Origin of the sequence: Nocardia lasii (assembly GCF_042658545.1) — a bacterium.
Lineage (GTDB): Bacteria > Actinomycetota > Actinomycetes > Mycobacteriales > Mycobacteriaceae > Nocardia > Nocardia lasii.
The window spans coordinates 265,186-288,481 of the sequence record NZ_JBHSQN010000001.1 but is presented as its reverse complement, the minus strand read 5'-3'; the positions used below and the strand labels follow the sequence as shown (position 1 = coordinate 288,481).

The 23,296-nt window shown below is 67.9% G+C and carries 22 protein-coding genes and 1 pseudogene; 17 read left to right on the top strand and 6 right to left on the bottom strand.

Annotated elements, in window-relative coordinates:
* The first annotated feature begins 7 nt into the window (after window positions 1-7).
* Together ACFP3H_RS01400 and ACFP3H_RS01395 are read left to right on the top strand one after the other, a co-directional pair.
* Window positions 8-1,282 carry an ABC transporter permease gene (locus ACFP3H_RS01400; protein WP_378598326.1) on the top strand — a complete coding sequence of 425 codons (1,275 nt, stop codon included), beginning with the start codon at window positions 8-10 and terminating at the stop codon, window positions 1,280-1,282.
* Entirely contained in the window at window positions 1,279-2,565 is a 1,287-nt protein-coding gene (locus tag ACFP3H_RS01395) for an ABC transporter permease (protein ID WP_378598324.1), read from the top strand. Before ACFP3H_RS01400 ends, ACFP3H_RS01395 begins: the two co-directional genes overlap by 4 nt.
* Before the next feature lies 1 nt (window position 2,566).
* Here ACFP3H_RS01395 and dtd read toward each other — a convergent pair whose 3' ends face one another.
* Window positions 2,567-3,010 carry a D-aminoacyl-tRNA deacylase gene (dtd, locus tag ACFP3H_RS01390; RefSeq protein ID WP_378598322.1) on the bottom strand — a complete coding sequence of 148 codons (444 nt, stop codon included), beginning with the start codon at window positions 3,008-3,010 and terminating at the stop codon, window positions 2,567-2,569.
* 310 nt (window positions 3,011-3,320) lie between these two features.
* Here dtd and ACFP3H_RS01385 point away from each other — a divergent pair, with 310 nt between their 5' ends.
* From ACFP3H_RS01385 to ACFP3H_RS01375, 3 genes are read left to right on the top strand one after another with little or no spacing between them, the layout of a single operon-like run.
* Window positions 3,321-4,406, top strand: coding sequence for a DUF7373 family lipoprotein (locus tag ACFP3H_RS01385; protein WP_378598320.1), 1,086 nt, complete (start codon window positions 3,321-3,323; stop codon window positions 4,404-4,406).
* 35 nt (window positions 4,407-4,441) lie between these two features.
* On the top strand, window positions 4,442-5,689 hold the full coding sequence (locus ACFP3H_RS01380; protein ID WP_378598318.1) for a DUF7373 family lipoprotein: 1,248 nt from the start codon (window positions 4,442-4,444) through the stop codon (window positions 5,687-5,689).
* Between the two features lie 9 nt (window positions 5,690-5,698).
* Complete coding sequence (locus ACFP3H_RS01375) at window positions 5,699-7,210, top strand: serine/threonine-protein kinase (protein ID WP_378598316.1); 1,512 nt, start codon at window positions 5,699-5,701, stop codon at window positions 7,208-7,210.
* A 30-nt stretch (window positions 7,211-7,240) separates the two neighbouring features.
* Here the strand turns inward: ACFP3H_RS01375 and ACFP3H_RS01370 are convergent, their stop codons facing one another.
* From ACFP3H_RS01370 to ACFP3H_RS01360, 3 genes are all read right to left on the bottom strand, one after another.
* A complete protein-coding gene (locus ACFP3H_RS01370; protein WP_378598314.1) occupies window positions 7,241-8,740 on the bottom strand; it encodes a hypothetical protein in 1,500 nt (499 codons plus the stop codon).
* A 257-nt stretch (window positions 8,741-8,997) separates the two neighbouring features.
* Window positions 8,998-9,561: a GNAT family N-acetyltransferase gene (locus ACFP3H_RS01365; protein ID WP_378598312.1), complete on the bottom strand. Its 564-nt coding sequence runs from the start codon at window positions 9,559-9,561 to the stop codon at window positions 8,998-9,000.
* Window positions 9,558-10,367, bottom strand: a complete 810-nt coding sequence (locus ACFP3H_RS01360; RefSeq protein ID WP_378598310.1) for a GntR family transcriptional regulator — start codon at window positions 10,365-10,367, stop codon at window positions 9,558-9,560. The genes ACFP3H_RS01365 and ACFP3H_RS01360 overlap by 4 nt, the downstream gene beginning before the upstream one ends.
* A 173-nt stretch (window positions 10,368-10,540) precedes the next feature.
* On the opposite strand from ACFP3H_RS01360, the gene ACFP3H_RS01355 reads away from it, so the two are divergent.
* Window positions 10,541-11,026 carry a DUF4254 domain-containing protein gene (locus ACFP3H_RS01355; RefSeq protein ID WP_378598308.1) on the top strand — a complete coding sequence of 162 codons (486 nt, stop codon included), beginning with the start codon at window positions 10,541-10,543 and terminating at the stop codon, window positions 11,024-11,026.
* Window positions 11,027-11,039: 13 nt separating this feature from the next.
* Here ACFP3H_RS01355 and ACFP3H_RS26295 read toward each other — a convergent pair.
* Window positions 11,040-12,162: pseudogene (locus tag ACFP3H_RS26295) on the bottom strand (MinD/ParA family ATP-binding protein); the annotation flags it as partial.
* Window positions 12,163-15,264: 3,102 nt separating this feature from the next.
* Between ACFP3H_RS26295 and infA the strand changes: the two are divergent.
* From infA to ACFP3H_RS01295, 11 genes are all read left to right on the top strand, one after another.
* Window positions 15,265-15,486, top strand: a complete 222-nt coding sequence (gene infA, locus ACFP3H_RS01345) for a translation initiation factor IF-1 (RefSeq protein WP_003418601.1) — start codon at window positions 15,265-15,267, stop codon at window positions 15,484-15,486.
* A 136-nt stretch (window positions 15,487-15,622) separates the two neighbouring features.
* The gene (rpmJ, locus tag ACFP3H_RS01340) at window positions 15,623-15,736 is read left to right on the top strand and encodes a 50S ribosomal protein L36 (RefSeq protein ID WP_011207363.1); all 114 of its coding nucleotides are present in this window, start codon (window positions 15,623-15,625) and stop codon (window positions 15,734-15,736) included.
* 178 nt (window positions 15,737-15,914) lie between these two features.
* Window positions 15,915-16,286 (top strand): 30S ribosomal protein S13, encoded by a 372-nt coding sequence (gene rpsM, locus ACFP3H_RS01335; protein WP_378598303.1) that lies wholly within the window; start codon window positions 15,915-15,917, stop codon window positions 16,284-16,286.
* Window positions 16,287-16,295: 9 nt separating this feature from the next.
* Entirely contained in the window at window positions 16,296-16,709 is a 414-nt protein-coding gene (gene rpsK / locus ACFP3H_RS01330; RefSeq protein ID WP_019045110.1) for a 30S ribosomal protein S11, read from the top strand.
* A gap of 24 nt (window positions 16,710-16,733) precedes the next feature.
* Window positions 16,734-17,339 (top strand): 30S ribosomal protein S4, encoded by a 606-nt coding sequence (rpsD, locus tag ACFP3H_RS01325; protein ID WP_378598301.1) that lies wholly within the window; start codon window positions 16,734-16,736, stop codon window positions 17,337-17,339.
* Window positions 17,340-17,429: 90 nt separating this feature from the next.
* Window positions 17,430-18,488: a DNA-directed RNA polymerase subunit alpha gene (locus ACFP3H_RS01320; protein WP_378598299.1), complete on the top strand. Its 1,059-nt coding sequence runs from the start codon at window positions 17,430-17,432 to the stop codon at window positions 18,486-18,488.
* Between the two features lie 21 nt (window positions 18,489-18,509).
* Window positions 18,510-19,010: a 50S ribosomal protein L17 gene (gene rplQ, locus ACFP3H_RS01315; RefSeq protein WP_378598297.1), complete on the top strand. Its 501-nt coding sequence runs from the start codon at window positions 18,510-18,512 to the stop codon at window positions 19,008-19,010.
* Between the two features lie 91 nt (window positions 19,011-19,101).
* Window positions 19,102-19,914, top strand: a complete 813-nt coding sequence (gene truA / locus ACFP3H_RS01310) for a tRNA pseudouridine(38-40) synthase TruA (RefSeq protein WP_378599595.1) — start codon at window positions 19,102-19,104, stop codon at window positions 19,912-19,914.
* Window positions 19,915-19,930: 16 nt separating this feature from the next.
* Window positions 19,931-20,848, top strand: a complete 918-nt coding sequence (locus ACFP3H_RS01305) for a nitrilase-related carbon-nitrogen hydrolase (RefSeq protein ID WP_378598295.1) — start codon at window positions 19,931-19,933, stop codon at window positions 20,846-20,848.
* Between the two features lie 151 nt (window positions 20,849-20,999).
* Window positions 21,000-21,965: a helix-turn-helix domain-containing protein gene (locus ACFP3H_RS01300; RefSeq protein WP_378598293.1), complete on the top strand. Its 966-nt coding sequence runs from the start codon at window positions 21,000-21,002 to the stop codon at window positions 21,963-21,965.
* Between the two features lie 105 nt (window positions 21,966-22,070).
* The gene (locus tag ACFP3H_RS01295; protein WP_378598291.1) at window positions 22,071-22,937 is read left to right on the top strand and encodes a nitrilase-related carbon-nitrogen hydrolase; all 867 of its coding nucleotides are present in this window, start codon (window positions 22,071-22,073) and stop codon (window positions 22,935-22,937) included.
* Here ACFP3H_RS01295 and ACFP3H_RS01290 read toward each other — a convergent pair.
* Window positions 22,934-23,263, bottom strand: a complete 330-nt coding sequence (locus tag ACFP3H_RS01290) for a metal-sensitive transcriptional regulator (protein ID WP_378598289.1) — start codon at window positions 23,261-23,263, stop codon at window positions 22,934-22,936. The genes ACFP3H_RS01295 and ACFP3H_RS01290 overlap by 4 nt on opposite strands.
* Between the last annotated feature and the right edge of the window lie 33 nt (window positions 23,264-23,296).

The following is a 23,296-nucleotide window of genomic DNA, read 5'->3' as shown; positions in this document are numbered from 1 at the left end:
GACATCCATGCCGAGTACGACGATCGAACCGGACACCGATTCGCCCGACGAGCGTAAACCCAAGCGGGACATCGGCCGTACCTTCCTCGGATACCTGACCGAGGCCAACAGTGTGATGGTGACGATCTATTCGTTGCTGCTGGCCTTCGCGATCGGCGCGCTGCTGATCATCTTCTCCGACGCGTCGGTGCGCGGGGCCTGGGGCTATTTCTTCCAGCGGCCCTCCGACGCGCTGAGTTTCTCGTGGCAGGCGGTGAGCACCGGCTACCGCGACATGTTCGAGGGCGCGATCATCGACTTCGGCCGCCTGCAACAGTATTTCGACGGCGAGGCCACCCTCGCGCAGGTGCTGCGCCCGATCTCGGAGACGCTCACCTATGCCACCCCGCTGATCTTCACCGGCCTCGCCGTCGGCTTGGCGTTCCGGGCCGGGCTGTTCAATATCGGCGGCCACGGACAGTTCATCCTCGGGATGCTCGGCGGGCTCATCATCGGCTTCGCACTCGACCTCCCGCCGGTGCTGCACGTGCCGCTGGCCCTGCTCGCCGGTGCGCTCGCGGGTGGTCTCTATGGCGCGGTGCCCGGCCTTCTCAAGGCGAAAACTGGCGCGCACGAAGTCATCTCGTCGATCATGTTGAACAACATCGCCACCTATTTCCTGGTCTGGGCGTTGGGCACCACGTTCATCCACTCGACCACCTCGCAGGAGCTGGTCTCCAAACCGGTGGACGTGTCGGCCCGGCTGCCGCGCTTGCTCGGCTGGGCGGGCTCGGGGTTGCGGGTCAGCGTCGGGTTGCTGATCGCGCTCGCGCTGGCCGCCGGGATCTGGTGGCTGCTGCGCAAATCCACCTTCGGCTATCGGATCCGCGCGGTCGGCGCCAACAACCACGCGGCCGAGACCGCAGGCATCGACATCGGCCGCACCTGGGTGACCACGATGGGCGTCTCGGGTGCGCTGGCCGGGATCGGCGGCGCCGCGCTGGTGCTCGGCTTGAACCCGTACACGGTGAATCCGGGCACGGTCGCGGAGTTCGGGTTCGACGGGATCACCGTCGCGCTGCTCGGGCGAGCGCATCCGGGCGGGATCGTCGCCGCGGCCCTGCTGTTCGGCGCGTTGAAGTCGGGCACCCTGCACATGCAGCCCGCCATCCCGGTCGAGATGTCCACGCTGCTCCAGGCGGTGATCGTGCTGTTCGTGGCCGCGCCCGCCCTGGTGAAAACCCTGCTGCACCTGCGCGCACCGCGCGGCGGCCTCAACACTCTGGAAGCGAGGGGCTGGTGAGCACCACTGTCGCGGCACCGGAGGTCGTGCACGAGCAGACCAGGCACGCGCTGGCCGGGACGGTACTGCTCGGCGGCGGGCTGGCGTTCGTCGTGTTCGGGTTGCTGTTCATCGCCGACGGCCGCACCACCACGTTCCGGCTGGACCAGACCGTCGAGGACAGCTGGACCCTGCCCACTCTCGGCATCGTCTCGACCCTCGGGGTCGTCACGGCCCTGCTCGGCGCCGTGCTGCTGGGTCGACCGCTGTCCTCGCGCGTGCACGCGGTGCTCGTCGGCGCCGGGGTGGTCGCGCTGGTGATTACCGCGCTGGCCTGGGTGGTGACGCCCGGCGTCGGGTTCCCGGTGGAGTTCGTGCTGGCCTCGACACTGTTCCTGGCGCTGCCGTTCATCTTCGGGGCGCTGTCCGGGGTGGTGTGTGAGCGTTCGGGCGTGATCAACCTCGGCATCGAGGGCCAGTTCCTGGCGGGCGCGTTCACCGCGGTGCTGTTCTCCTCGATCGCGCACAACCCCTACGTCGGCATCCTGGCCGCGATCCTGAGCGGGATGCTGTCCACGCTGCTGCTGGCCTGGTTGGCGACCCGTTTCGAGGTGAACCAGCTGGTCACCGGCGTGATCCTGAACCTGCTCGCGCTCGGCCTCACCGGTTTCCTGTTCGAACGCCTCATGCGCATGGACCACTCGCTCAACCGCCCGAGCACCGTGCCGCGCATCGGCGAGTTCCTGCACGACATCGGCCTCGGCTTCCTCACCGACATCCCGATCCTCGGCCCCGTCCTGTTCGACCAGAGCCTGTTCGTCTACGTCGCGCTGGCCTGCGTCTTCGGCCTGTCCTACCTGCTGTTCCACACCCGCTGGGGCCTGCGCACCCGTGCGGTCGGCGAACACCCCGCCGCCGCCGACGCCGCCGGCATCGACGTCAATCGCCTGCGCTTCTGGAACGTCACCTTCGCCGGTGCCCTGTCCGGCTTCGGCGGCGCGTTCTTCACCATCGCCAACAATGTCGCCTTCAGCAAGAACATGACCGCCGCCCTGGGCTTCGTCGCCCTCGCCGTCATGATCGTCGGCCGCTGGAACCCCGTCGGCGCCCTCCTGGCCGCCCTGCTCTTCGGCTTCTCCAGCGCCCTGGAACGCTTCCTCAACACCATGCCCGGCAACCCCATCCCCACCGAATTCCTCGGCATGCTGCCGTATGTGGTGACCCTGGTCGTGGTCGCCGGCTTCATCGGCAAGGCCGTAGCCCCCGCCGCCGACGGCATCCCCTACCGCCCCGGCGACAAATAACTCACCCCTCTAGCATCACGGTGACCGGACCGTCGTTGGTGAGCTCGATCTGCATGTGCGCGCCGAACCGGCCGGTGGCCACGGTGGCGCCGAGCTCGCGCAGGATTTCGGCGAAGACGTCGACCAGGGGCTCGGCGACGGGACCCGGCGCGGCCGCGTTCCACGAGGGCCGCCGCCCCTTGTTGGTATTGGCGTAGAGCGTGAACTGGCTGACCACCAGAATCGGCGCGTTCAGATCCGCCGCCGACCGCTCACCGTCGAGTATCCGCAACCGATAAGCCTTGTCCGCCAACGCCTTCGCAACAGCCTCGGTGTCCGTATGGGTGGCACCGACCAGCGCGAGCAGGCCATGCGGAACACCGTCGGCCACCGGATCGATCCGCCCGACAACCTCCCCGTCCACACTCACCTGGGCACTGGTCACCCGCTGCAGCAGTACTCGCACAGCCCGATCATGCCGGGTGTCGACACATCGTGGCCTCCTGGGGCCGGTTTCCAGCCAAATATTCTGGGCGACAGTGGTTTCGACGGCAAAGCCGCGGAGGGCGTTCCGCGCTACTGTGCGGTATGTTCGCGCTAGCCCCTTGATCAGGTGGGTGGTGAGGTAGCCGACCCGGCGCGGTCGATGCCGAAAGACGGGGAACAGCGGGGGAATGCGCGGTACTGCACTACTTTCTTGGCTCCTTGCCGCATCGATGCTGGTGGTGAGTGGGTGTTCGGACGACGCGGCGGAAGACACACGGCCATCTGAGCCGGTGGTCGATCTCGCGGCATTGGATGTGGGCCCTTATCCGAGGGATCCACAGGAAATCACGACGACACCCTCGTGGGCGCTGGCGCGCTATCTGGAAGGTATGCGGCTGAGTTCGGTGCTGCCGCTGCCGGTGGATATCGACTCTCGGTTCGTCGTGCCCTATGTCGGCGGCTGGGCGTTTCCGTTCCCGGAGGAGAAGCTGACCGAGACCTTCTGGGATACGTTCGACGAGGAGACGAAAGGTCTCGTCGCGGGCTATACCACCAGTGCCAGGTGGCACCAGGATTTCAGTATCTCCCAGGGCCTGTACATCCAGGCGATGGTATTCGAATCGGTGGCGGCGGCCCAGGCGGCCGCTGTCGCGCTCCATCGACGTGGATTCGGTCCGAATGCGATATCGGAGCCTGTTCGATCGGCGCGCCACCCCGACGCGCTCATGTTGTGGCGCGCCGACCAACAGCGGGTGACCGGGTGGATGGCGACCGGCCGGTTCGTCATCAAGGTCAGTTCGTGGAGTGACGAGAACGTGGAATTGGAGATCTCGGATCAGGCGGCCGTTCTTCCCCTGGCGGACAAGGCGCTGACGGTCACCGCGGAGCGACTCGCCGCACACACGCCGACCCCGCTGGACAGACTGCAATCGGTGCCGGTCGACCCGGATGGGATGTTCGCTCGGGTACTGCCGATCGGGCGTGAAAATGGCGGCGTCCGTCGGTTTCCCTCTGTCCGCGATGCCTATGGGTTCTTGCACGGGACGATCGATTTGGTGGATACCCGACGAATGAACGACGAGGCGGGGGTCGACCGGGTGGCTGATGGCAAGAGCACGGTCTATCGCACGAGGGATGCGACCAGCGCACGCTGGTTCCTCACCGAAGCAGGCCACGACAAGTTTCTGCGTCCGATCGAGGGACCGGTGGGTCTGCCGACAGCGGATTGCTACGAGACCCTGCGGCCGCGGTCGGGGTCGCGCTACTTCTGCGGAGTGAGCCACGATCGCTACGTAGCGGTGGTGGCGTCGAACCAGCAGAGCGATGTGTTGCAGGCGATTTCGTCGCAGTACGCGATTCTGGTGAGTGCGGGATGAACAGTCGGCGCGCACGAGGTATCGGAGGTGGTGCGGTGCTGCTGCTCGTCGCCGCGCTCGCTTTCACCGCCTGTGGGGAGACAGTGCGGGGACACGCGCTGCCGGGCGAGGTCGATGTCAGGAAACTCGATGTCGGGAAGTACGCGGTACTCCCGCTCGACTTTCGACAGGATGTCTACTACCACTCGCTCGACAAGGGGAAGACGCACGCCATCGCACGTCTGGCGGACAATGTCGCGCAGGGCACCGACATCGATCCGGCCCTGCGCTACGGCATCGGCAGGGCCATGATCACCGCACCGGCCGGTCTCGGTGGGGTGATGGCCGACGTCGCGATGGGCGTCGCCGAGAAGCACTCGATGGTGTTCGGCTTCTCCGCGAGGAGTCGAACCACGCCGCTGCGGAACTACACCTACGCGAGTGCGGAATTCGAGGGCGAGCCCGATGACGGTGACACGACGGGCGTCGCGATCACCGTGTTGCAGTTCCCTGACGAGGCCGCTGCGCGAGCCGCCGCGGCGGAACTGGACCAGGTCGATCTGCTGCTTGCCCCCGACCTCAATGCGACCGTATCGCTCAACAAGTATTCGGAGGCGCACGGCCATTGGCGGCCGGGAGTGCGGTCCATGGTGTCGACGGTGGCTCGCGGCCAGTATGTCGTCCACGTGTACGCGGTGACACCTGAGCCTGATCTGATGGCGCTGCGCACCTTGACCGAGCGCACTCTCGATGTCCAGCTGCCACTGCTCGATGTGCTGCCACCGTTGTCAGCGCGAGAAATGCATCGCCTCGATCAGGATCCCGACGGGGTCATCCGTCGGGTTCTCGACCCGGGCACTCACTTTTTCGCCAGTCCTGCCTTCGATACCAGTCGCAAGACAATAGTGGTGGGCCCCCGGGCATTCCTGCATATCACCGAGGACCGGCGAGAATGGCAGCGCGTGCTCGATCTCGGTGGCGTCGACCGGATCGGAATGATTCACGACGGGGCGTTACTGCTGCGAGCCCGTGACCCGCGAGCGGCCGAACAGGTGTGGGAGGCGCGCAAGGACCTGCCGACGACGACGCCGATGCCGGGTCCGGTAGATGTGCCTGACACCTACTGTTTCGACAATCCGGAGGAAGACTCGCCCGCCGAACCCTTTGTGTCGATCGAGCACAGGCATCTGTGCGTCCTGCGGTACGACCGCTATGTCGCTGTGGTGATGAGCAATCAGGTCGCCGATGTCCATCAACGCGCCGCTGCCCAATACGCACTACTCGCCAATAGTGCTTACCAGTAAGGGATCTCGATGACTCTGCGTGCAGGTGCGGTGATCGGTGGATACCGGATCGAGCGTGTACTCGGCACCGGCGGTATGGGGTCGGTCTATCTCGCCGCGCACCCGAGCCTGCCCCGTCACAACGCGCTCAAGGTACTCAAACCCGAGCTGACCCGCGACGTCGAGTTTCGCGCCCGGTTTCAACGCGAGGCGGACCTGGCGTCGAGCCTGGACCATCCCAATATCGTCGCCGTGAACGACCGGGGTGAAGCGGGCGGTTATCTGTGGATCGCGATGCAGTATGTCGACGGAACCGACGCGGCGGCCGAATTGGTCAGGGCGCCCCAGTCGATGACGTCGGACCGGGCGCTGTGGATTGTCACCGAGGTCGGCAAGGCGCTCGACTACGCGCACCGGCGCGGCCTGCTCCACCGGGATGTCAAGCCTGCCAACTTCATGCTGTCGTCGTCCGGGCACGAGGTCGAGCGGGTATTGCTCACCGATTTCGGGGTGGCGAAATCGCTCGCCGATACCAATGAGATCACCGCCGCCGGCGCGATCCTGGCGACGATCGCCTACGCGGCGCCCGAACAGTTGCTCGGCGGCCGACTCGACCACCGCACGGACATCTACGGCCTGGGCTGTGCTCTGTACAAGCTGCTGACCGGTGCGAACCCCTTTCCCGCGATCCAGCCCGCCGCTGTCATGGCTGGGCACCTCTACGAGGAGCCGCCACGTCCGAGCGCTGTGGATCCCCGTCTGCCCCCGGCGATCGATGCCGTGATCGCCGTCGCGATGGCCAAAGAGCCCGCGCACCGTTTCAACAGCTGCCGCGAGTTGAGCGACGCGGCGTATCAGGCGCTGACAACGGGTATCGGTCCCGCGCTCAACGCATCGCCCGTGTCGACGTCCGTCAGGAGGGCTCCGCGACGCGGTAAACGAATCATGCTCGCTGCCGCGGTCGTCGGGGCCCTGACCATCGGGGCGACCACGCTGGCCCTTCGATCGAGTGGTGACGCCACGCCACCCTTGGCGGTGAGCACCCCATCGCCCACCAGGGCGAACCCGGTCACAGCGGCGGACGTTCAGGCGGCGAATCCGCAGTTCGCTGGTAAGTCGATCGGGATCGTCGACGTCGCCGCGGTCGAACCGACCGTCGACAACGGGTACGAAACGGCCTCCACCGCGGTGCACCTGGCTGGATCGCCGCAGTCCGGTTTGCTCGAGTCTCTCGGTTTCGCCTATTACACGGGGTTCGCCAGCTCTGCGGACGAGGCGTCGCCGAGGCTGCTCGACAGCTCAGCCCGGTACAAGACGTTCGGCGCCGCGTACTTCGCCGACTATCTGCTCGTTGTCCGCAGTGATCGGGGCTCGGGTGCGGGGTCGCTGCTGAACCTGGACTGGCGGATCACGGGTGTCCGCGCGAAGGTGATCGTCATCGACGATCCCAGGACTGTGGTCGCGCTGCGCAACTACGTGAGCGGGTCCGACCAGCAGGTGCTCGATGGTCTGGTACCGGTCCTCCGTCGTCACGTCACCTGAGCACGGCGGCCATCCCGTCAGCGGGCGGTGTCAGTCCCTGCCGAAGAACAGGATGTCGGGGCCGTATTCGGTGAGGGGGCGTTGTTCGGCGGACTGGCGGATGCCGGCGCCGGGGAGTTCGGTGACCTTGGCGAACATCTCGGCGTTGCCGAAGGCGGCTCTGACCTGGGTTTCGGAAGCGTAGTCGGCGCCGTAGTCGGCCAGGGTGGCGAAATCCAGGGGGGCGAGGGGGGTGTCGAGGGGGGCTTGGCCCGCGGGGCGGCCGAGGGCGGCGTACTGGGTGGCGGTGCCGTTGTCGTAGAGGCACAGTTCGTAGGAGATCTTCTCGATGGTGGCGACGGTGAGGACCGGCCACTTCGCGGAGAGCGCTACGGCGAGTGGGTGTTTGGCGAGGGCGCCGATCTCCCAGTTGAGGGATTTCACCGAAATCCAACTGCCCGAGGACTTCTCGATCAGCACCACGTCGGCGCCGAGTTCCGTCGCGAGATTGACCTTGGGTTCTTTGACGCCCCAGTGCTTGTCGTGCACCCCGGCGAAACGGCCCGCGTCGACCGGTTCGGCGCCGTCCTGCGCGTAGGCGGCGACGATCGCGGCGCGGACCTGATCCAGGGCGTCGGGTGCCGAGCAGCGCACGGCGATCGCGCCGTAGGTCGCCGAGATCTCCACGGGGCGCGACGGCGGTTCGGGCATCGCGCCCGCCGCGAGGGGCTTGAGGCCGACGAGCGCCAGCCGCCAGTTGATCTCGTCGATGGTGGCCAGGTCGCCACCCGACTGGTACAGGATCTGCTGCTGGGTCAATCGACCCGCGCGCTCCAATGTCTGCGCGCCCAACTTGATCAGCGCCTGGGTGGTCTTGAGCGTGAGGTCCAGTTCATCGACGCGGGTCTCGCGCAGTTTCGCCGTGCTCACGGCCGTGGTGACCTCGGCGTACAGCGTCCGATAGCTCGCGATGGCCTGCTTGCGCGCCCGACCCACCATCAGGGTGCGCAGCAGCGTGCTCAGACTCGCCAGGTACTTGCCGGGCTGTTCGTGATCGCGCGCGTACCGGGCGGCCCGGATCCGCACCGCGTCCTCGGTCGCCGCGACCGCCGCGTCGTGATCGAGCCGCATCAACCACACCCCGCACTTGGACAGCCCGTCGGCGCACATCGGCGACACATCGGGATAGTCCTGCGCCACCTGCCGATACGCCTGGCACGCACTGCGAATGGTGTTGGTCGCCAACTGCCGATGCCCGACCAGCCGCGTCGCCTGTTCGAACAGCCGCAGCGAATCCTGTAGCGCCCCAGCGTATTCGTAGCTCACATACCCACCGACCAGCCAGTGCAGTCGAATCGCCACCGCCTCCTGCGCGGGCTCCAACGCCTCGGCGGTGCGGTCCCGAGCGGACGGGTCGTCACGGGTGGCGAGCAGCCCCTGAGCCAACTCGGTGAGCGACCCGGCCAACCGCAGATAGTCGTCGGGGGTCTGGCTCCGGGTGGCCGTGCGATCGGCCGCCACGCGACGTTCGAGGCCGCTCAGGTCGTTCATGAGCAGTTCCCTCGCGACGTCAATTCGGCCCCATCACTCGTTCGTACGCGACCGTCGAGCGGCCCTGGTGCTTCGATCGAGTCTGCCACAGATCGCCCCCGCCCACCGGATCGTCACCGGATTGACCGGTTCGGAAACCGTGGGATTCGGCCGCCGCGATCATCGCGTCAGTCCGGTATTGCGCGATGGCTGGGTGCGGCTATAGGTCACGGGGGGATGGATCATCGGGATCGTCTGGGGGACTGCCGGTTTCGTCGTCAGCGGTGTCGGGCGGTGGACAGTGGTCGCGAGATCGAAAACCAGTCGGCGGTGGGCCGTTCGAAGAGGGCTCGGGAGGGGCCGCTGGCTATCGGGCCCGCGATGCGGGACAGGCGGAAGCCCTCGCGGTGGTAGTAGGCGTGCAGGGCCTTGTTGGTGGTCCAGGCGTCGAGGCGGACCCAGTCGCGCCGGTGTTGTTCGGCCACGTGCGCGGCGTGCTCGAGCATGCGGGTGCCGACCCGGCGGCCCGCGAAGCGCAGGTCGACGATCATGAAGTGCACGATCACCGACTCGGCCAGTTCCCACGGGGACCACAGGTCGGGGTCGGCGCGGTGGTTGACCGTGATGGTGCCCGCGGGCTTGCCGTCGACCTCGGCGATCCAGGTCTCGCCCCGGTCGAGTGCGCGGCCCACGGCGCCGGCGAAGATCTCGATCGGGCGGCCGCGGCCTGCCACGGTCCACTGGTCCGAGCCGCGCGCGGTCAGCCACGCGGTGCGTTGGACGCGCAGACGGCAGATCAGCGGCAGATCGCCCAGGGTGGCCGGGCGCAGGCGCACCGTCATGGCAGGGCGACGGCCGGGTGGGGTGCGATGCCGAGGGTGCGGGCGATGACGTCGGTGCCCGCGGTGTCGCCGAGCTGGTAGGCGAGTTGGTTGCGGCCCGCCAGGGAGCGGTGGCGGGTGGCGCGGGTGACGCGTTCGTGGTTGGCGCCGATGCGCAGGTGGTCGAGCAGGACGGTGCCGGTGGCGACGCCGAGGACGGCGGCCTCCTCGGCGGTGGCGGGGCGGGCCAGCACGGTGTCGCGGTGGGCGGTCTCGCCGTAGCCGCGATCGGCCAGGCGGCGGGTGGTGCCCTCGGGGATGTCGCGGGGTGAGTCGATGCCCGCGGCTTCGGCGAGGTCGCGGGGGTAGAAGCTGACCTCCCACGACCACGGTTCGTTGTCGAGGTACTGCACGACCGTGCGGGCCAGCACCCAGGAGTCGGCCGCGACGCCGAGCCAGCGCGCGACCTCGGTGTCGGCGGGTTCCATTCTGGTGCTGAATTCCTTGGACGGTTCCCGGTTGGCCGCGCGCGCGATCTCGGAGAAGATGTCGTGCGCGGAGGACGGGCGATCGCGCCGGATGTGGTCGGTGACCACCGACTCGAGGACCTCCTGATTGCGCACGATGGTGCCACGGGAAGTCGCTGTGTAGACGAGGTTTTCGGCGACGAGCACCTGAATCGCGTTGCGCGAGGTGGTAATCGAGACCTGCATCTGATCGGCGAGCTCGGAATGGCTCGGGAGCCGATCGCCGGGTTTCCATGTGCCCGCGCGGATCTGTTCGCGCAGGAGGTTCGCGATCCGCAGATAGGTCGGACCGTCCGCCATCTCGCTCCTCGGTAGGTCGTGCAGGTAACGAAGTGTACTCGTATCGGTTACCTACGGCCGAGTAATGCTTGACAGAGAGCTTGCGAGGTTTATTGTAATGAACGTCCTGATCCGGTGCTCTGCGGCGATGACGGCGAGGCAACGTGGCTGGTTCGGAGAGTTCTACCGTTGTAATGGCTTTCCCCGACGACCTGCGGGGTGTCGATCCTGCCGGGCCCCAGGCAACTACCGGTCTGTTACCCCTCTCCGATCTGCTCGTCCGGGCGTGTCGCGGGCATCGGGTGGTGGGCGGACCGCTGCTGTGGTTCGCGCGCGATCTCGCTGTGCTGCACGAGAAACGGGATCCCGGCGCCACCGACCTCGCGGCCCTTCGCGAAATAGACTGTCGCCGAGCCGAACTCGTGCTGGCGATCGACGACTGGGTGCTGCGCGGAATACCCCAGCACCGTCTCGGCGCCACCCTGCACACCGAAACCATCGGCGCCGTGATCGACCGACTGGCCGAAGCCTCCGTGCGGGCCCACCACGCGCTGATGACCTTGCTCGCCAACGACGAGATGCTGCACAGCGCCTGGCATCACCTGGCCGAGTTGGCCGACGCCTACGACGATCTCGTGCGCGACGTGGTGGCGGGGCGCCGGCGGCTGCCGGAGTGGTGAGGCACCGAGTGGGTCAGCCGAACCGGCGATGATCGGCGCCGAACTCGTCGGCCACCGTCGCCGCGAGTTCGACATAGGCGCGCTTGGTGGTCTTGTGCAGGCGGTGCAGGTCGATCTCGGCGCCCTCGGACAGGTGTTCGTCGAAGGGGATGATGTGCACGGCGCGGCAGCGCGACAGGAAGTACTCGCGTAGCTGCTGGACGCCGACATTGGGGGAGCCCTCGCGGGGCAGGTTGATGACGACCACCGCGTTGCGGACGAGGTGGTCGTGGCCGTGCAGTGACAGCCAGTCCAGGGTGGCGGCGGCACTGCGGGCGCCGTCGATCGCGGCCGAGGAGATCAGCACCAGGGAGTGGGCGAGGTCGAGGACGCCGCTCATCGCCGAGTGCATCAGACCGGTGCCGCAGTCGGTGAGGATGATGTTGTAGAAGCGCTGCAGGATGCGGGCCACGGCCCGGTACTCCTCGTCGTTGAACGCTTCCGAGGCGGCCGGATCACGTTCGCTGGCAAGGACTTCCAGGCGGCTCGAGCCCTGCGAGGTGTGCCGGCGGACATCGGAGTAGCGCTCGATCGACGGGTCGAGCAGCAGGTCGCGCACGGTCGAACGGGTCTGGATGGCCACGCGCTGGGACAGGGTGCCGAAGTCGGGGTTGGCGTCCACGGCGATCACGCGGTCACCGCGGATCGAGGCGAAGATCGAGCCCAGACCGGTGGTGGTCGTGGTCTTGCCGACGCCGCCCTTCAGCGACAGCACCGCGATCCGGTAGTCGCCGCGCACGGGTTGGCGGATACGGGCCACGAGCTCCTGCAGGCGCAGTTCCTCCGCGGACATCCCGGGGTTGATCGCACCGCCCGAAACGTGGTGCACGGCCTTGCGCCAGCCGCTGCCCGGGGCCTTCTTGGCCCGCTTGACCGGGACATCGTCGAGCGAGGGCTGGTAGCCCTGCGGCTGTGCGCCCCAGCCCGGTTGGCTCGGCTGGCCGTATTGCTGGGGTTGGCCCTGCTGGTGGTTCGGGGGCTGCTGGTACTGCTGCGGGGCGCCGTACTGGGCGGGGCCGTTGGTGGGGGCGGGGTCCGGCAGGTAGCGGTGGGGGCGGTTCTGCTGGACAGGGGTGCCGTCCGGGTGGAACTGCGGGGCATGGGTGCCGTCGGGCAGATACTGGCCGGGAGCTTGTTGGTACTGCTGGGCGGGGTTGATCGGCTGCGCGGGGTTGCCGTCGGGAATGCCCGGGGTGGTTCCGTTCGGGAGGAACTGCTGCGGGGTGACGCCGTTGGGCGGGAACTGCTGCGGGGCCGTGCCGTTGTGCTGGAAGTCTTGCGGGGCAGTTCCGTTGTGCGGGTACTGTTGCGGGGCACCGTTGGCCGGGAACTGTTGCAGGCCATTCGGATTCGGGTGCTGATACTCCGGGTTCGACTGTTGCGCGTCGGGCCCGTACTGCGAACCGTCGGGCCGGAAGGCGGAATCCGGCTGTGACGTGGGCGCGGGAACGCTGTACTGCTGCGGCGAGGTGTCGGGGCGCCGCGCGATCCCGTCCGGGCCGTAGGTGGGCAGGCCGTCGGGCTGCTGGTGCTGTGCCGGGGTGCCGTCGGGTCGCGGGTACGGGGAGACAGCCTCGGCGGCCTGCACGAACTCACCTGAGCGGTAACCGGTTTGGGAACCGTGCGGAGCGGCGGTGTTCGCGCCCGCCGACGCCTGGTTCGGGTCGCCGACGAGGCGGGGGTCGTCCGCGCGGGAGACCTCGGCACGTCCATCCGGTGCGTGGGTCGGTGACGCGGGGTCGCCGGGGACCGGATTGTATTGGGCCGCAGGATGAACCGGCTGGGCATTGTCACCGGAGGCATAGGGCGAGCGCGACTCGCCTTCCGTGGACTGGCGACGATCCGCGGATTCCTCGGAGCTGTACGGAGATCCGGTAGCGGAATCGCTTGCGGTGTGCGGGATCCGGCCTGTCGACCGATCGACGTTCGGCGCCACTCGAGCGGTCGTGGATGACGACGCCGCCTGGGCAGCGGTGTTCGCCGCCGAACCCTCATCGGGAATCGTCCAGCCGCCCGTCGAGGGACGGGTTCCGGTCGCGGCGGTGTCGTCGGCGACCTGCGCTGGCGACTGGGCCGCCGCCGCGTGCGAGGTACCCGCACCTGACGGGGCTGCCTGTGCCTCAGTCGGAAGCTGCTCGGCTCCGCGGCGAGACTCGGAAGACTGCTCGGGAGCGCGCGACGGTCCGGTGGCCGGACCCGGTCGAGTCGGATCGGTCAGGCGCGGCGGCGCCTGGGTGGGCCGCGACGGTACTGCTTCGCCGTGGGTCGGCTGGGCCGGTGCTGCTGCGGCCTGTGATGGCCGGACCTCCGCTGCCTCACCTTGGGTGGGCTGCGCGGGTACTGCTTCGGCCGGGGTGGGTCGGACCGGTGCCGCTTCGGGCTGTGTTAGCCGGGCAGGTACTGCTTCGGCCTGGGTAGGCCGGACTGGCGCCGCTTCGGGCTGTGTTAGCCGGGCAGGTGCTGCTTCGGGCTGGCTGAGCCGAGCGGGTGCCACGTCGGCCTGGGTGGGCGGGGTCGTTGTTACTTCGGGCTGGGCGAGGCGAGCGGGTGCTGCCTCGGCCTCGGTCGGTTGGACCGGTGCCGCTTCGGCATGGGCGGGCGGGCTCGGCAGGGGAGGGGGTGGGGGCAGGTCGGGGCGCTGGTGGGTCGGGCCGAGCGGGGTGAAGCCGTTCGACGGGGGCGCCGGGGTGCGGGTGGGGAGTGTGCCCGTGGTGGTCGCGTTCGCGGGCAGGCCCGGATGCTGGGTCGACGCATTCGGATCGGCCGTGCCGCTCTGCGCGGGCGAACTCGTATGGGCGCCAGACGCGTTCGCGTCGACCGACCGCGCATTGTCCGCGCGGGTCGTGGCCGGGCCGGACGAATCGGCCCGATGACCGGGTCCCGACTGACTCGGAACGGAGGGGCTCGCGGGGGACGCGGTCGCGCGGGACGCGACGCCGCCGTCGGGAGCCTGTGTGGGCGTGCCGGTGTGCGGTGTCTGCGGAGACCCGCCATTGAGCGGCGTGGACTGGCCGGTCGGCCACGGGCCAGGGCTGGCCGGCGGTTGGCCGGTGGTCCACGGGGAATCGGCGGTTGCGGGGCCGGAAGTCGCGGACGGGGAGGCGTGCCACGGCGGCGAATCGGGCGACGGCGGGCGGGACTGGTCGGTCGGCGGGCGGGACTCGCCGATCGGCGGGGTGAGGGGATTCGGAGCCGCTTGCCAACCGGTGCTCGGCTGATCCGCTGCCGATGGCTGGCGCGGGTCGTGGGTCGGCTGAATGCCGTGGTCGCCGGTCGCGGGGCCATATGAGCCGTTGGGGCGATCGATGCCCTGCGTGGGGGAGGGCTGCGCGTAGGGCGGGGGCCCGCCGCGTTCGGGCGAAGGCTGGGCGAAGGGCTGGAAGCCGCCCTGTTCAGCAGTGGGCTGTGCGAAAGGCTGGAAGCCGCCCTGTTCAGCAGTGGGCTGTGCGAAAGACTGCGGGCCGCTGCGTTCCGGGGACGGTTGAGCGGCGGGTTGCGCGTACGGCTGGGCCGCGCCCTGTTCCGGCGAGGTCGGGTGCTGTGGCGCGTAGTCGCGGCCGGACTGGGGGTACGTCGGGTCCGGGTGTGTCTGCTCGGGTTGCTGGTGGGTGGGGCCGGGGATGGGGGCGTTCGTCGGCGGGGTGGACCAGCCGGACTGGGGGGCTTCGGTGGGTTCGTCGTCGGACTTGCGACGGCGGCGGCCCTTTTCCTTGCGCGGGCTGTCGTCACCGCGGCTCAGGAAGCGGCGGCGCTTGGGTGCCTCGTCGATCTCGTCGTCCTGGGGCAGGTTCTCGACCGGAGCCTCGTACCCGACCTGTGTGACATCGCTCTCCGACAGCCACGGCGGCAGCATCGGGAGGCTGTCGTTGTTGCGGCTCACCGGCCTGCCTCACTCACCAGGGTCCCCCGATCTGATCGACCCACTTCACTCGACGCCGGTGAGTTTACGCGACAACCTCACTGACGTGGTCGCCGCCTCATACCCCGACCCTGGGCTCTGAGATAGTCCGGCGACAGGCCCACCAACGGTGTACGGTTCGGGGCATTTTTGCCTATCGCAGCCCGGCCCGGTAAGCTTGAGCGGCGGTGCACCTATGCGCCGACTGTTCGCATGCGCCCCGACCGATCGTCGGGCCCCGCGGGTGAACAGCACGAGGTATTCCAAACTCAGGTTGAGCGTAACCGGGATCGCGGAGGATATGGCGAAGAAAGACGGGGCCATCGAGGTCGAGGGTCGAGTTGTCGAGCCGCTGCCCAATGCGATGTTCCGGATCGAGCTCGAGAACGGTCACAAGGTTCTCGCGCACATCAGCGGAAAGATGCGGCAGCACTACATTCGTATCCTTCCGGAAGACCGCGTGGTCGTCGAGCTGTCGCCCTACGACCTCTCTCGCGGCCGGATTGTCTACCGCTACAAGTGATGCCTGACGGCGTCGCGTCCCGCGCGACGTCGCCCAGTGTCCCCCTCGGGGGACGCACACCAGACTTCCCCAGTCGACGACTGGGGAAAAACTGTGTTCACACCTCCTGTGTGGACCAAGAAAAGATTGGACGGACGTGAAGGTTCAGCCGAGCGTCAAGAAGATCTGCGAGAAGTGCAAGGTGATCCGCCGTCACGGTCGGGTCATGGTGATCTGCGACAACCTGCGCCACAAGCAGCGTCAGGGCTGATTCAGCCTCACCACCGGGCACCGATCGTCTGATCGGATTGACCGAAAAGAAGAACTCCCAGCTCCAGCGCGTATGCACGTGTACGCGCCATCCACCGGCACGGAGGCCGGTGCCCCCATTTCCCACACGGGGGGACGGACAGGGAGCAGACCTCCGCAACCATTAAGGAACCTGCCACATGGCACGTCTGATGGGCGTTGATCTCCCGCGCGAAAAGCGCATGGAGATCGCGCTGACCTACATTTTCGGAATCGGGCGCACCCGCGCCACCCAGATCCTGGCCGAGACGGGCGTGAGCCCCGATCTGCGCTCGAAGGATCTGAGCGACGACGACCTGTCGAAGCTTCGCGATTACATCGAAGCCTCGGACTACAAGGTCGAAGGTGACCTGCGCCGCGAGGTTCAGGCCGATATTCGCCGCAAGATCGAGATCGGCTGCTACCAGGGCATCCGCCACCGTCGTGGCCTGCCCGTTCGTGGTCAGCGCACCAAGACCAACGCGCGTACGCGCAAGGGTCCGAAGAAGACCGTCGCCGGCAAGAAGAAGTAGGGATAGCGTATGCCTCCGAAGAGCCGGGCCGCTGGCCCGAAGAAGACTCAGAAGTCGCGTCGCCGGGATAAGAAGAACATCCCGCACGGCCACGCGCACATCAAGAGCACGTTCAACAACACGATCGTCTCGATCACCGACCCCGAGGGCAATGTCATCTCGTGGGCGTCGTCGGGTCACGTCGGTTTCAAGGGTTCGCGTAAGAGCACCCCGTTCGCCGCGCAGCTCGCTGCCGAGAACGCTGCCCGCAAGGCGCAGGAGAACGGCGTCAAGAAGGTCGACGTGTTCGTGAAGGGCCCGGGTTCGGGCCGCGAGACCGCGATCCGTTCGCTGCAGGCCGCAGGCCTGGAGGTCGGCTCGATCTCCGATGTCACTCCCCAGCCGCACAACGGCTGCCGTCCGCCCAAGCGGCGTCGCGTCTAACAGCGGGAAAGGAAAAAGCTTAAAATGGCACGTTATACAGGCCCCATCACCCGCAAGTCGCGTCGTCTGCGCGTCGACCTCGTCGGAGGCGACCAGGCGTTCGAGCGTCGTCCTTACCCGCCCGGCCAGCACGGCCGCGCGCGGATCAAGGAATCCGAGTACCTCATGCAGCTGCAGGAGAAGCAGAAGGCTCGCTTCTCGTACGGCGTCATGGAGAAGCAGTTCCGTCGTTACTACGAAGAGGCCAACCGCCTCAAGGGTAAGACCGGCGACAACCTGCTCCGTCTGCTCGAGTCGCGTCTGGACAACGTCGTGTACCGCGCCGGTCTGGCCCGTACCCGTCGTCAGGCCCGTCAGCTGGTCAGCCACGGTCACTTCATCGTCAACGGCGTGAACGTGAACGTCCCCAGCTACCAGGTCTCCCAGTACGACATCATCGATGTCAAGGAGAAGTCGCTCCCGACGCTGCCGTTCCAGGTGGCTCGCGAGACCGTCGGCGACCGTCCGGTTCCCGGTTGGCTGCAGGTCGTCCCCGGCCGCCTGCGCATCCTGGTGCACCAGCTGCCCGAGCGCGCGCAGATCGATGTGCCGCTGCAGGAACAGCTCATCGTCGAGTACTACTCGAAGTAAGCGCTTTTGGTGGGGGTCGCCCGCACGGCGGCCCCCGCAATCACTGATAAGGCATCAAATAGTGGATGCCCTGACAGGAAGTAGATCTCCATGCTGATTTCCCAGCGTCCGACACTGACCGAAGAGGTTGTGGCGGAGAACCGCTCGAAGTTCACCATCGAACCCCTCGAGCCGGGCTTCGGTTACACCCTCGGCAACTCGCTGCGTCGTACCCTGCTGTCCTCCATCCCGGGGGCCGCGGTCACGAGCATCCGCATCGACGGCGTCCTGCACGAGTTCACCACCGTCCCCGGCGTGAAGGAAGATGTCACCGACATCATCCTGAACCTCAAGGGCCTGGTCGTGTCCTCCGAAGAGGACGAGCCGGTCACCATGTACGTGCGTAAGCAGGGTCCGGGCACCGTCACCGCCGGTGACATCGTCCCGCCCGCCGGCGTCATCGTGCACAACCCGGACATGCACATCGCCACCCTCAACGACAAGGGCAAGCTCGAGATCGAGCTCGTCGTCGAGCGGGGTCGCGGTTACGTGCCCGCCGTGCAGAACAAGGCGACCGGTGCGGAAATCGGCCGGATCCCCGTGGATTCGATCTACTCCCCGGTGCTCAAGGTGACCTACAAGGTCGAGGCCACCCGTGTCGAGCAGCGCACCGACTTCGACCGTCTCATCCTCGACGTGGAGACCAAGAACTCCATCACGGCTCGGGACGCGCTGGCTTCGGCCGGTAAGACCCTGGTCGAGCTCTTCGGCCTGGCCCGTGAGCTCAACGTCGAAGCCGAGGGCATCGAGATCGGCCCCAGCCCGGCCGAGGCGGATCACATCGCCTCCTTCGGTCTGCCGATCGAGGACCTGGACCTCACCGTCCGGTCCTACAACTGCCTCAAGCGCGAGGGTGTGCACACGGTCGGCGAGCTCGTCGGCCGCACCGAGTCGGATCTGCTCGACATCCGCAACTTCGGCCAGAAGTCCATCGACGAGGTCAAGGTCAAGCTCCACACGCTCGGCCTCTCGCTCAAGGACAGCCCCGCGTCGTTCGACCCGTCCTCCGTGGTGGGTTACGACGCGAGCACCGGAACGTGGAGCGACAGCGGCACGTTCAGTGATACCGACGGCGGCGAGCAGGACTACGCCGAAACCGAACAGCTTTAATACGCCCAGGAGAAACCCACAATGCCCAAGCCCAAGAAGGGCCGCCGGTTCGGCGGCTCGGCGTCGCACCAGAAGGCGATCTTCGCCAATCTGGCCACGGCGCTGTTCGAGCACGGTCGCATCACGACCACCGAGGCCAAGGCCAAGGCGGTCCGCCCCTACGCCGAGAAGATCATCACCAAGGCGAAGGGCGGCACCCTCGCCGACCGTCGCGAGGTGATGAAGGATATCCGCAACAAGGACGTCGTCCACGTCCTGTTCGCCGACATCGGCCCCTCGTTCGAGGGTCGCGAGGGTGGCTACACCCGTATCACCAAGGCGCTGCCGCGCAAGGGTGACAACGCGCCGATGGCCATCATCGAACTCGTCCGCGAGAAGACCGTGACCAACGAGGCCGATCGTGCCCGTCGTGTCGCCGCCTCGCAGAAGACCGAAGAGGCTCCGGCCGCCGAGGTCGTCGAGGAGACTGTCGTCGAGGCTCCGGCCGCCGACGAGGCCACCGAGGACAAGAAGGACGCCTGATCTGTCAGGAGTTCCGCCGAGCCCGTCACCCTTCGTGGGTGGCGGGCTCGGTTCTTTTCGTGCGCGAATTCAGGAGGACGACGTGACGCGGGTGCGGCTCGGAATCAGTTATGACGGAACCGATTTCACCGGCTGGGCGCGGCAGCCGGGTTTGCGCACGGTGCAGGGGGTGTTGGAGGAGTCGCTGTCGAAGGTGCTGCGCGAGGACGTCGTGTTGACGGTGGCGGGGCGCACGGACGCGGGAGTGCACGCCGAGGGGCAGGTCGCGCACTTCGATACCGAGGTCGAGTTCGACGCCGACAAGCTGCTGCACCGGATGGCGAAGTTCCTGCCCAAGGACGTGCGGATCACCGAGATCCGCGACGCCCCACCGGAATTCGACGCGCGCTTCTCGGCGATGCGTCGGCACTATGCCTACCGGCTCACCACCGCCCCCTATGGCGCGCAGCCGTTGCAGGCGCGCGGGGTGGTGCCGTGTCGGCCGGGGGTCGACCTCGACGCGATGCGGGTCGCGTCGCGAAACCTGTTGGGGTTGCACAACTTCGCGGCCTTCTGTCGTCGAAGGGAAGGCGCGACGACCGTGCGTGAGCTGCAGCGCTTCGATTGGGAACGCGACGGGGATCTGCTCACCGCCTACGTCAGTGCCGACGCGTTCTGCTGGTCGATGGTGCGCAGCCTGGTCGGCGCGGTGCTCGCGGTCGGGGAGGGGCGGCGCTCGCCGGAGTGGGTGGCCGCGCTGCTCGCCGAGACCGAACGGGCCAGTTCGGTCACCGTGGCGCCCGCGCACGGGCTGAGTCTGATCGCGGTCGACTACCCCGCCGACGCCGAGCTGGCCGCCCGCAATATCCAGACGCGCGAAACCCGTACCGTGCCGGTCCCCGATGGTGGCTGCTGCGGGGATTAGCGTCTGGTCTGTGACGATGAGGCTGGTACGCGTTGCGGCCGTGCAGGCCGAGCCGAAGTGGTTGGATCTGCCGGCAGGAGTCGAGCAGGTCATCGGGTATGTCGATCGGGCCGCCGACGGTGGCGCCGCGCTGGTCGCCTTCCCGGAGACCTTCCTGCCCGGCTTCCCGTGGGGCATGTGGGTGAACTCGGTCGACTGGGGCGGCGACTTCCTCGCCAGATACCTGGCGAACGCGCTGACCGCCGACGGGCCGGAACTGCGGGCCGTGGCCTACGCGGCGCGGCGCAAGGGGATTCACGTGTCGATCGGGTTCGCCGAGCGGGCCGGGGACGCGGTGTTCATGTCCCAGGCGCTGATCGACGCCGACGGGGCGATCGAGATCGCCCGCAAATCGGAGCCGACCGGGCTCGAGCGCACGGTGTTCAGCACCTCCGACGGTGGGCTGCTGGTGCGCGATACCGAGTTCGGGCGCGTCGGCGTGCTCGGCGGCGCGGACCACCTCCGCGCCGACCTGCGGGCCCGCATGCACGAGCGACGCGAGCAGATCCACGTGGCGTCCTGGCCCGGTTTCACCGTCAACTACGGCGCCGACCAGGACCAGAGCCGAGACCTCGACGCGGCCGCCGCCGTCCGCTACGCCATGGACGGCAACACCTTCGTCATCGCACCCGTGGCCGTCGTCCCGGTGACGGGCTGGGAAGTGGTCGACGCGCGCACACCCGACCGCCGACTGCTGCGCGGCGGCGGGGGCGTCTCCCGCATCTTCAGCCCCGGCGGGGTGGAGTTGGCGACCCCACTGGGCGAAGGCCAGGCCGGGCTACTGTTCGCCGACCTCGAAATGAGCGGCCTGCCCCGCCCCGCCGCACCCGCGAAGTCGACGCCACCGGACTCGCGCCGCGACTCACCCCGCCCCGAGGTCGTCGAACCGGCGTGATCGATCCGCACCGCGTCGAAAGAGTCTTGCACACCGCTGTTTTCGCTGGTCAACCATACCGAACAGTCCCTTGAGCCCTCGCAGGCCCGGGGTTATCGTTGGCCGATGAGGCCGTAACGACGGCCGGGCCCGAGCTGCGGAGGTCGGCCGGATGACCATCGAACCGACGACGCTGGAGTTCTCGGCGTCGTCGCCGCGCAGTGTGGAGTTCGAGCAGTGGGCGGCGGTGACCGAGCGGGCTTATTTTCCGTTGTCGCTCGAGCCGGTCGAGGAGGGGCCGACGTTCGGGCGGTTGACCAGTGGGGTGTTGCCGGGGGCGGAGGACTTCTCGCTTGTCGCGCACGCGGGTGGGAATCAGGAGTATCGGCGGACCAAGACGCATGTGGCTCGGGCGGCTGAGGAGTACCTGCTGGTCAGCATTCAGGTTTCCGGGCGGGCGCGGCTGACCGCTGGTGGGCGGTCGGTGACGTTGTTGCCGGGGCAGATGACGTTCCTCGATTCGGCGTTGCCCTCGCTCTGGGACGGCAGTATGGCGTTCGAACAGGTGCTCGTGCAGTTGCCGAGCAGGATCCTGCGTCAGCAGCCGGGGTTGAGTGAGGTGCGAATCCCGACGGCCGGGCTGGTCGTCCCGGAGAGTCCGGCGGGCGTGGTGGGGACCTACTTTCGCGAACTCGCCCGAGTTCGACAGGAGTCACCGGCGCAAGCCGATATCCTGGCCGCCGGAGCCCTCGACCTCCTCGGTTCGGCGGTGCTCCTGGCCGCGGGCGGCAAACCCATCGACACTCCGGCTGACACGCTCAGTCGCGAGCATGTCCTCATCTATCTCCGAAAGCGTTGTACCGATGCGGATCTGACGATCGACGAGGTCGCGGCCGCTTGTCATATCTCGCGGCGCACGCTGTTTCGACTGTTCAGTGGGCCGGGGGACAGCTTCGCGGTGACGTTGCGTCGGATGCGCACTCGGCATGCGCGGAAGTTGTTGATGCGGGAGGGGTTTCCTTCGCCTGCCGCGGTGGCTTTCGCGTCCGGGTTCGCTTCGGAGCGGCACTTCTATCGGGTGTTCCAGGCCGAGACCGGGATGACGCCGGGGGAGTATCGGCACGCGCATCGGCGCTGATCATGGCACCGCTGGTCAGTGGGCTGGCACGGGAGGTCTGTGGGAGGTGAAGGGCTCTGCCGCACACTGGGTTTCGCAGGTCGAGTGCGTGCGAGGAGCAGTGGGATGGCGATTCGGATCCGGGCGGCGGCGGTGCAGGCCGAACCCGCGTGGCTGCATCTACCGGCGGGGGTCGCGCAGACGATCGCGCTCATCGAGGACGCGGGGGCGGGCGGGGCGCAGTTGGTCGCGTTTCCCGAGGTGTTCCTGCCGGGGTATCCGTGGTGGTTGTGGTTGAACTCGGTGGACTGGGGTTCGGAGTTCCAGGCGCGGTACCTGGCGAACGCGATGACCGCCGACGGGCCCGAGATGACCGCCATCGCCGACGCCGCGCGGTGGGCGGGGGTGCGGGTGGTGCTCGGGTTCGCCGAGCGGGCAGGCGAGGAGGTCTACATGGCGACCGCGATGGTGAGTCCCGAAGGACAGGTGAAGGTTTCGCGCAAGCAGTGGCCGACGCCGCTGGAACGCGAGGTCTTCGCCGACGGCATGGTGCCCTCGGAGGTGCACCACACGGAACTGGGCCGGGTCGGCGTGCTGGGCGGAGCCGACCATCTGTGCCCGGACCGGCGCGTCGACCTGTGGCGGGAGCAGGTCCACGTTGCCGCGTTCTCCGGATTCACGGTGTATCACGAGGTCAGCGACGAGATCACGGTGGCGGTGAACAGTTCGGTCGCCGAGCAGTACGCGCGCGAGGGCGGGGTGGTGGTGATCGCGCCGACCGCGCTGGTCCCGATGACGGGGTGGGCGGTGGTCGACGCCCGCTCGCCGGAGCACGTACTGCTCAGCGGCGGGGGCGGGGTCGCCAGGATCCTGGGACCCGACGGCCGCGATCTGGTCCGACCGCTGCCGCCCGGCCGTTCGGGCCTGCTGTTCGCCGATCTCGTGCTCGACGAGTCGGTCAACCCGTGGACCGATATGCGGGCGGCGGGTTAGGAGCGCACCAGGCGGGCGATCGCGTCGGTCGCTTCCTTGATCTTGGCCTCGGCCTCGGGCCCACCGGCCACGGCCGCGTCGACCACGCAGTGCGAGATGTGATCCTCGAGCAGCCCGATGGCGACGGCCTGGAGGGCCTTGGTCATGGCCGAGACCTGGGTGAGGATGTCGATGCAGTACTTTTCCTCTTCGACCATGCGCTGCAGGCCGCGTGACTGGCCCTCGATGCGGCGCAGGCGCTTGAGGTAGTCGTCCTTGGCGGTGATGTAGCCGTGACCCGCGTGGTCGTGGCCCGAGTGCTCGGTGTCGGGGGTGGGTGTGCTCACCGAAGGTCTCCTCGCCTGCCTGGTAGCTCGCCG

Bases quoted from the DNA above. Each gene is read 5' to 3' on its own strand.
- ACFP3H_RS01305 (WP_378598295.1), top strand. From the start codon at position 19,931: ATGAGGCTGGTACGCGTTGCGGCCGTGCAGGCCGAGCCGAAGTGGTTG.
- ACFP3H_RS01295 (WP_378598291.1), top strand. From the start codon at position 22,071: ATGGCGATTCGGATCCGGGCGGCGGCGGTGCAGGCCGAACCCGCGTGG.
- rpsM (WP_378598303.1), top strand. From the start codon at position 15,915: ATGGCACGTCTGATGGGCGTTGATCTCCCGCGCGAAAAGCGCATGGAG.
- rplQ (WP_378598297.1), top strand. From the start codon at position 18,510: ATGCCCAAGCCCAAGAAGGGCCGCCGGTTCGGCGGCTCGGCGTCGCAC.
- ACFP3H_RS01400 (WP_378598326.1), top strand. From the start codon at position 8: ATGCCGAGTACGACGATCGAACCGGACACCGATTCGCCCGACGAGCGT.
- ACFP3H_RS01320 (WP_378598299.1), top strand. From the start codon at position 17,430: ATGCTGATTTCCCAGCGTCCGACACTGACCGAAGAGGTTGTGGCGGAG.
- ACFP3H_RS01300 (WP_378598293.1), top strand. From the start codon at position 21,000: ATGACCATCGAACCGACGACGCTGGAGTTCTCGGCGTCGTCGCCGCGC.
- ACFP3H_RS01370 (WP_378598314.1), bottom strand. From the start codon at position 8,740: ATGAACGACCTGAGCGGCCTCGAACGTCGCGTGGCGGCCGATCGCACG.
- ACFP3H_RS01355 (WP_378598308.1), top strand. From the start codon at position 10,541: ATGGCTTTCCCCGACGACCTGCGGGGTGTCGATCCTGCCGGGCCCCAG.
- ACFP3H_RS01375 (WP_378598316.1), top strand. From the start codon at position 5,699: ATGACTCTGCGTGCAGGTGCGGTGATCGGTGGATACCGGATCGAGCGT.
- ACFP3H_RS01360 (WP_378598310.1), bottom strand. From the start codon at position 10,367: ATGGCGGACGGTCCGACCTATCTGCGGATCGCGAACCTCCTGCGCGAA.
- rpsD (WP_378598301.1), top strand. From the start codon at position 16,734: ATGGCACGTTATACAGGCCCCATCACCCGCAAGTCGCGTCGTCTGCGC.
- infA (WP_003418601.1), top strand. From the start codon at position 15,265: ATGGCGAAGAAAGACGGGGCCATCGAGGTCGAGGGTCGAGTTGTCGAG.
- rpsK (WP_019045110.1), top strand. From the start codon at position 16,296: ATGCCTCCGAAGAGCCGGGCCGCTGGCCCGAAGAAGACTCAGAAGTCG.
- ACFP3H_RS01365 (WP_378598312.1), bottom strand. From the start codon at position 9,561: ATGACGGTGCGCCTGCGCCCGGCCACCCTGGGCGATCTGCCGCTGATC.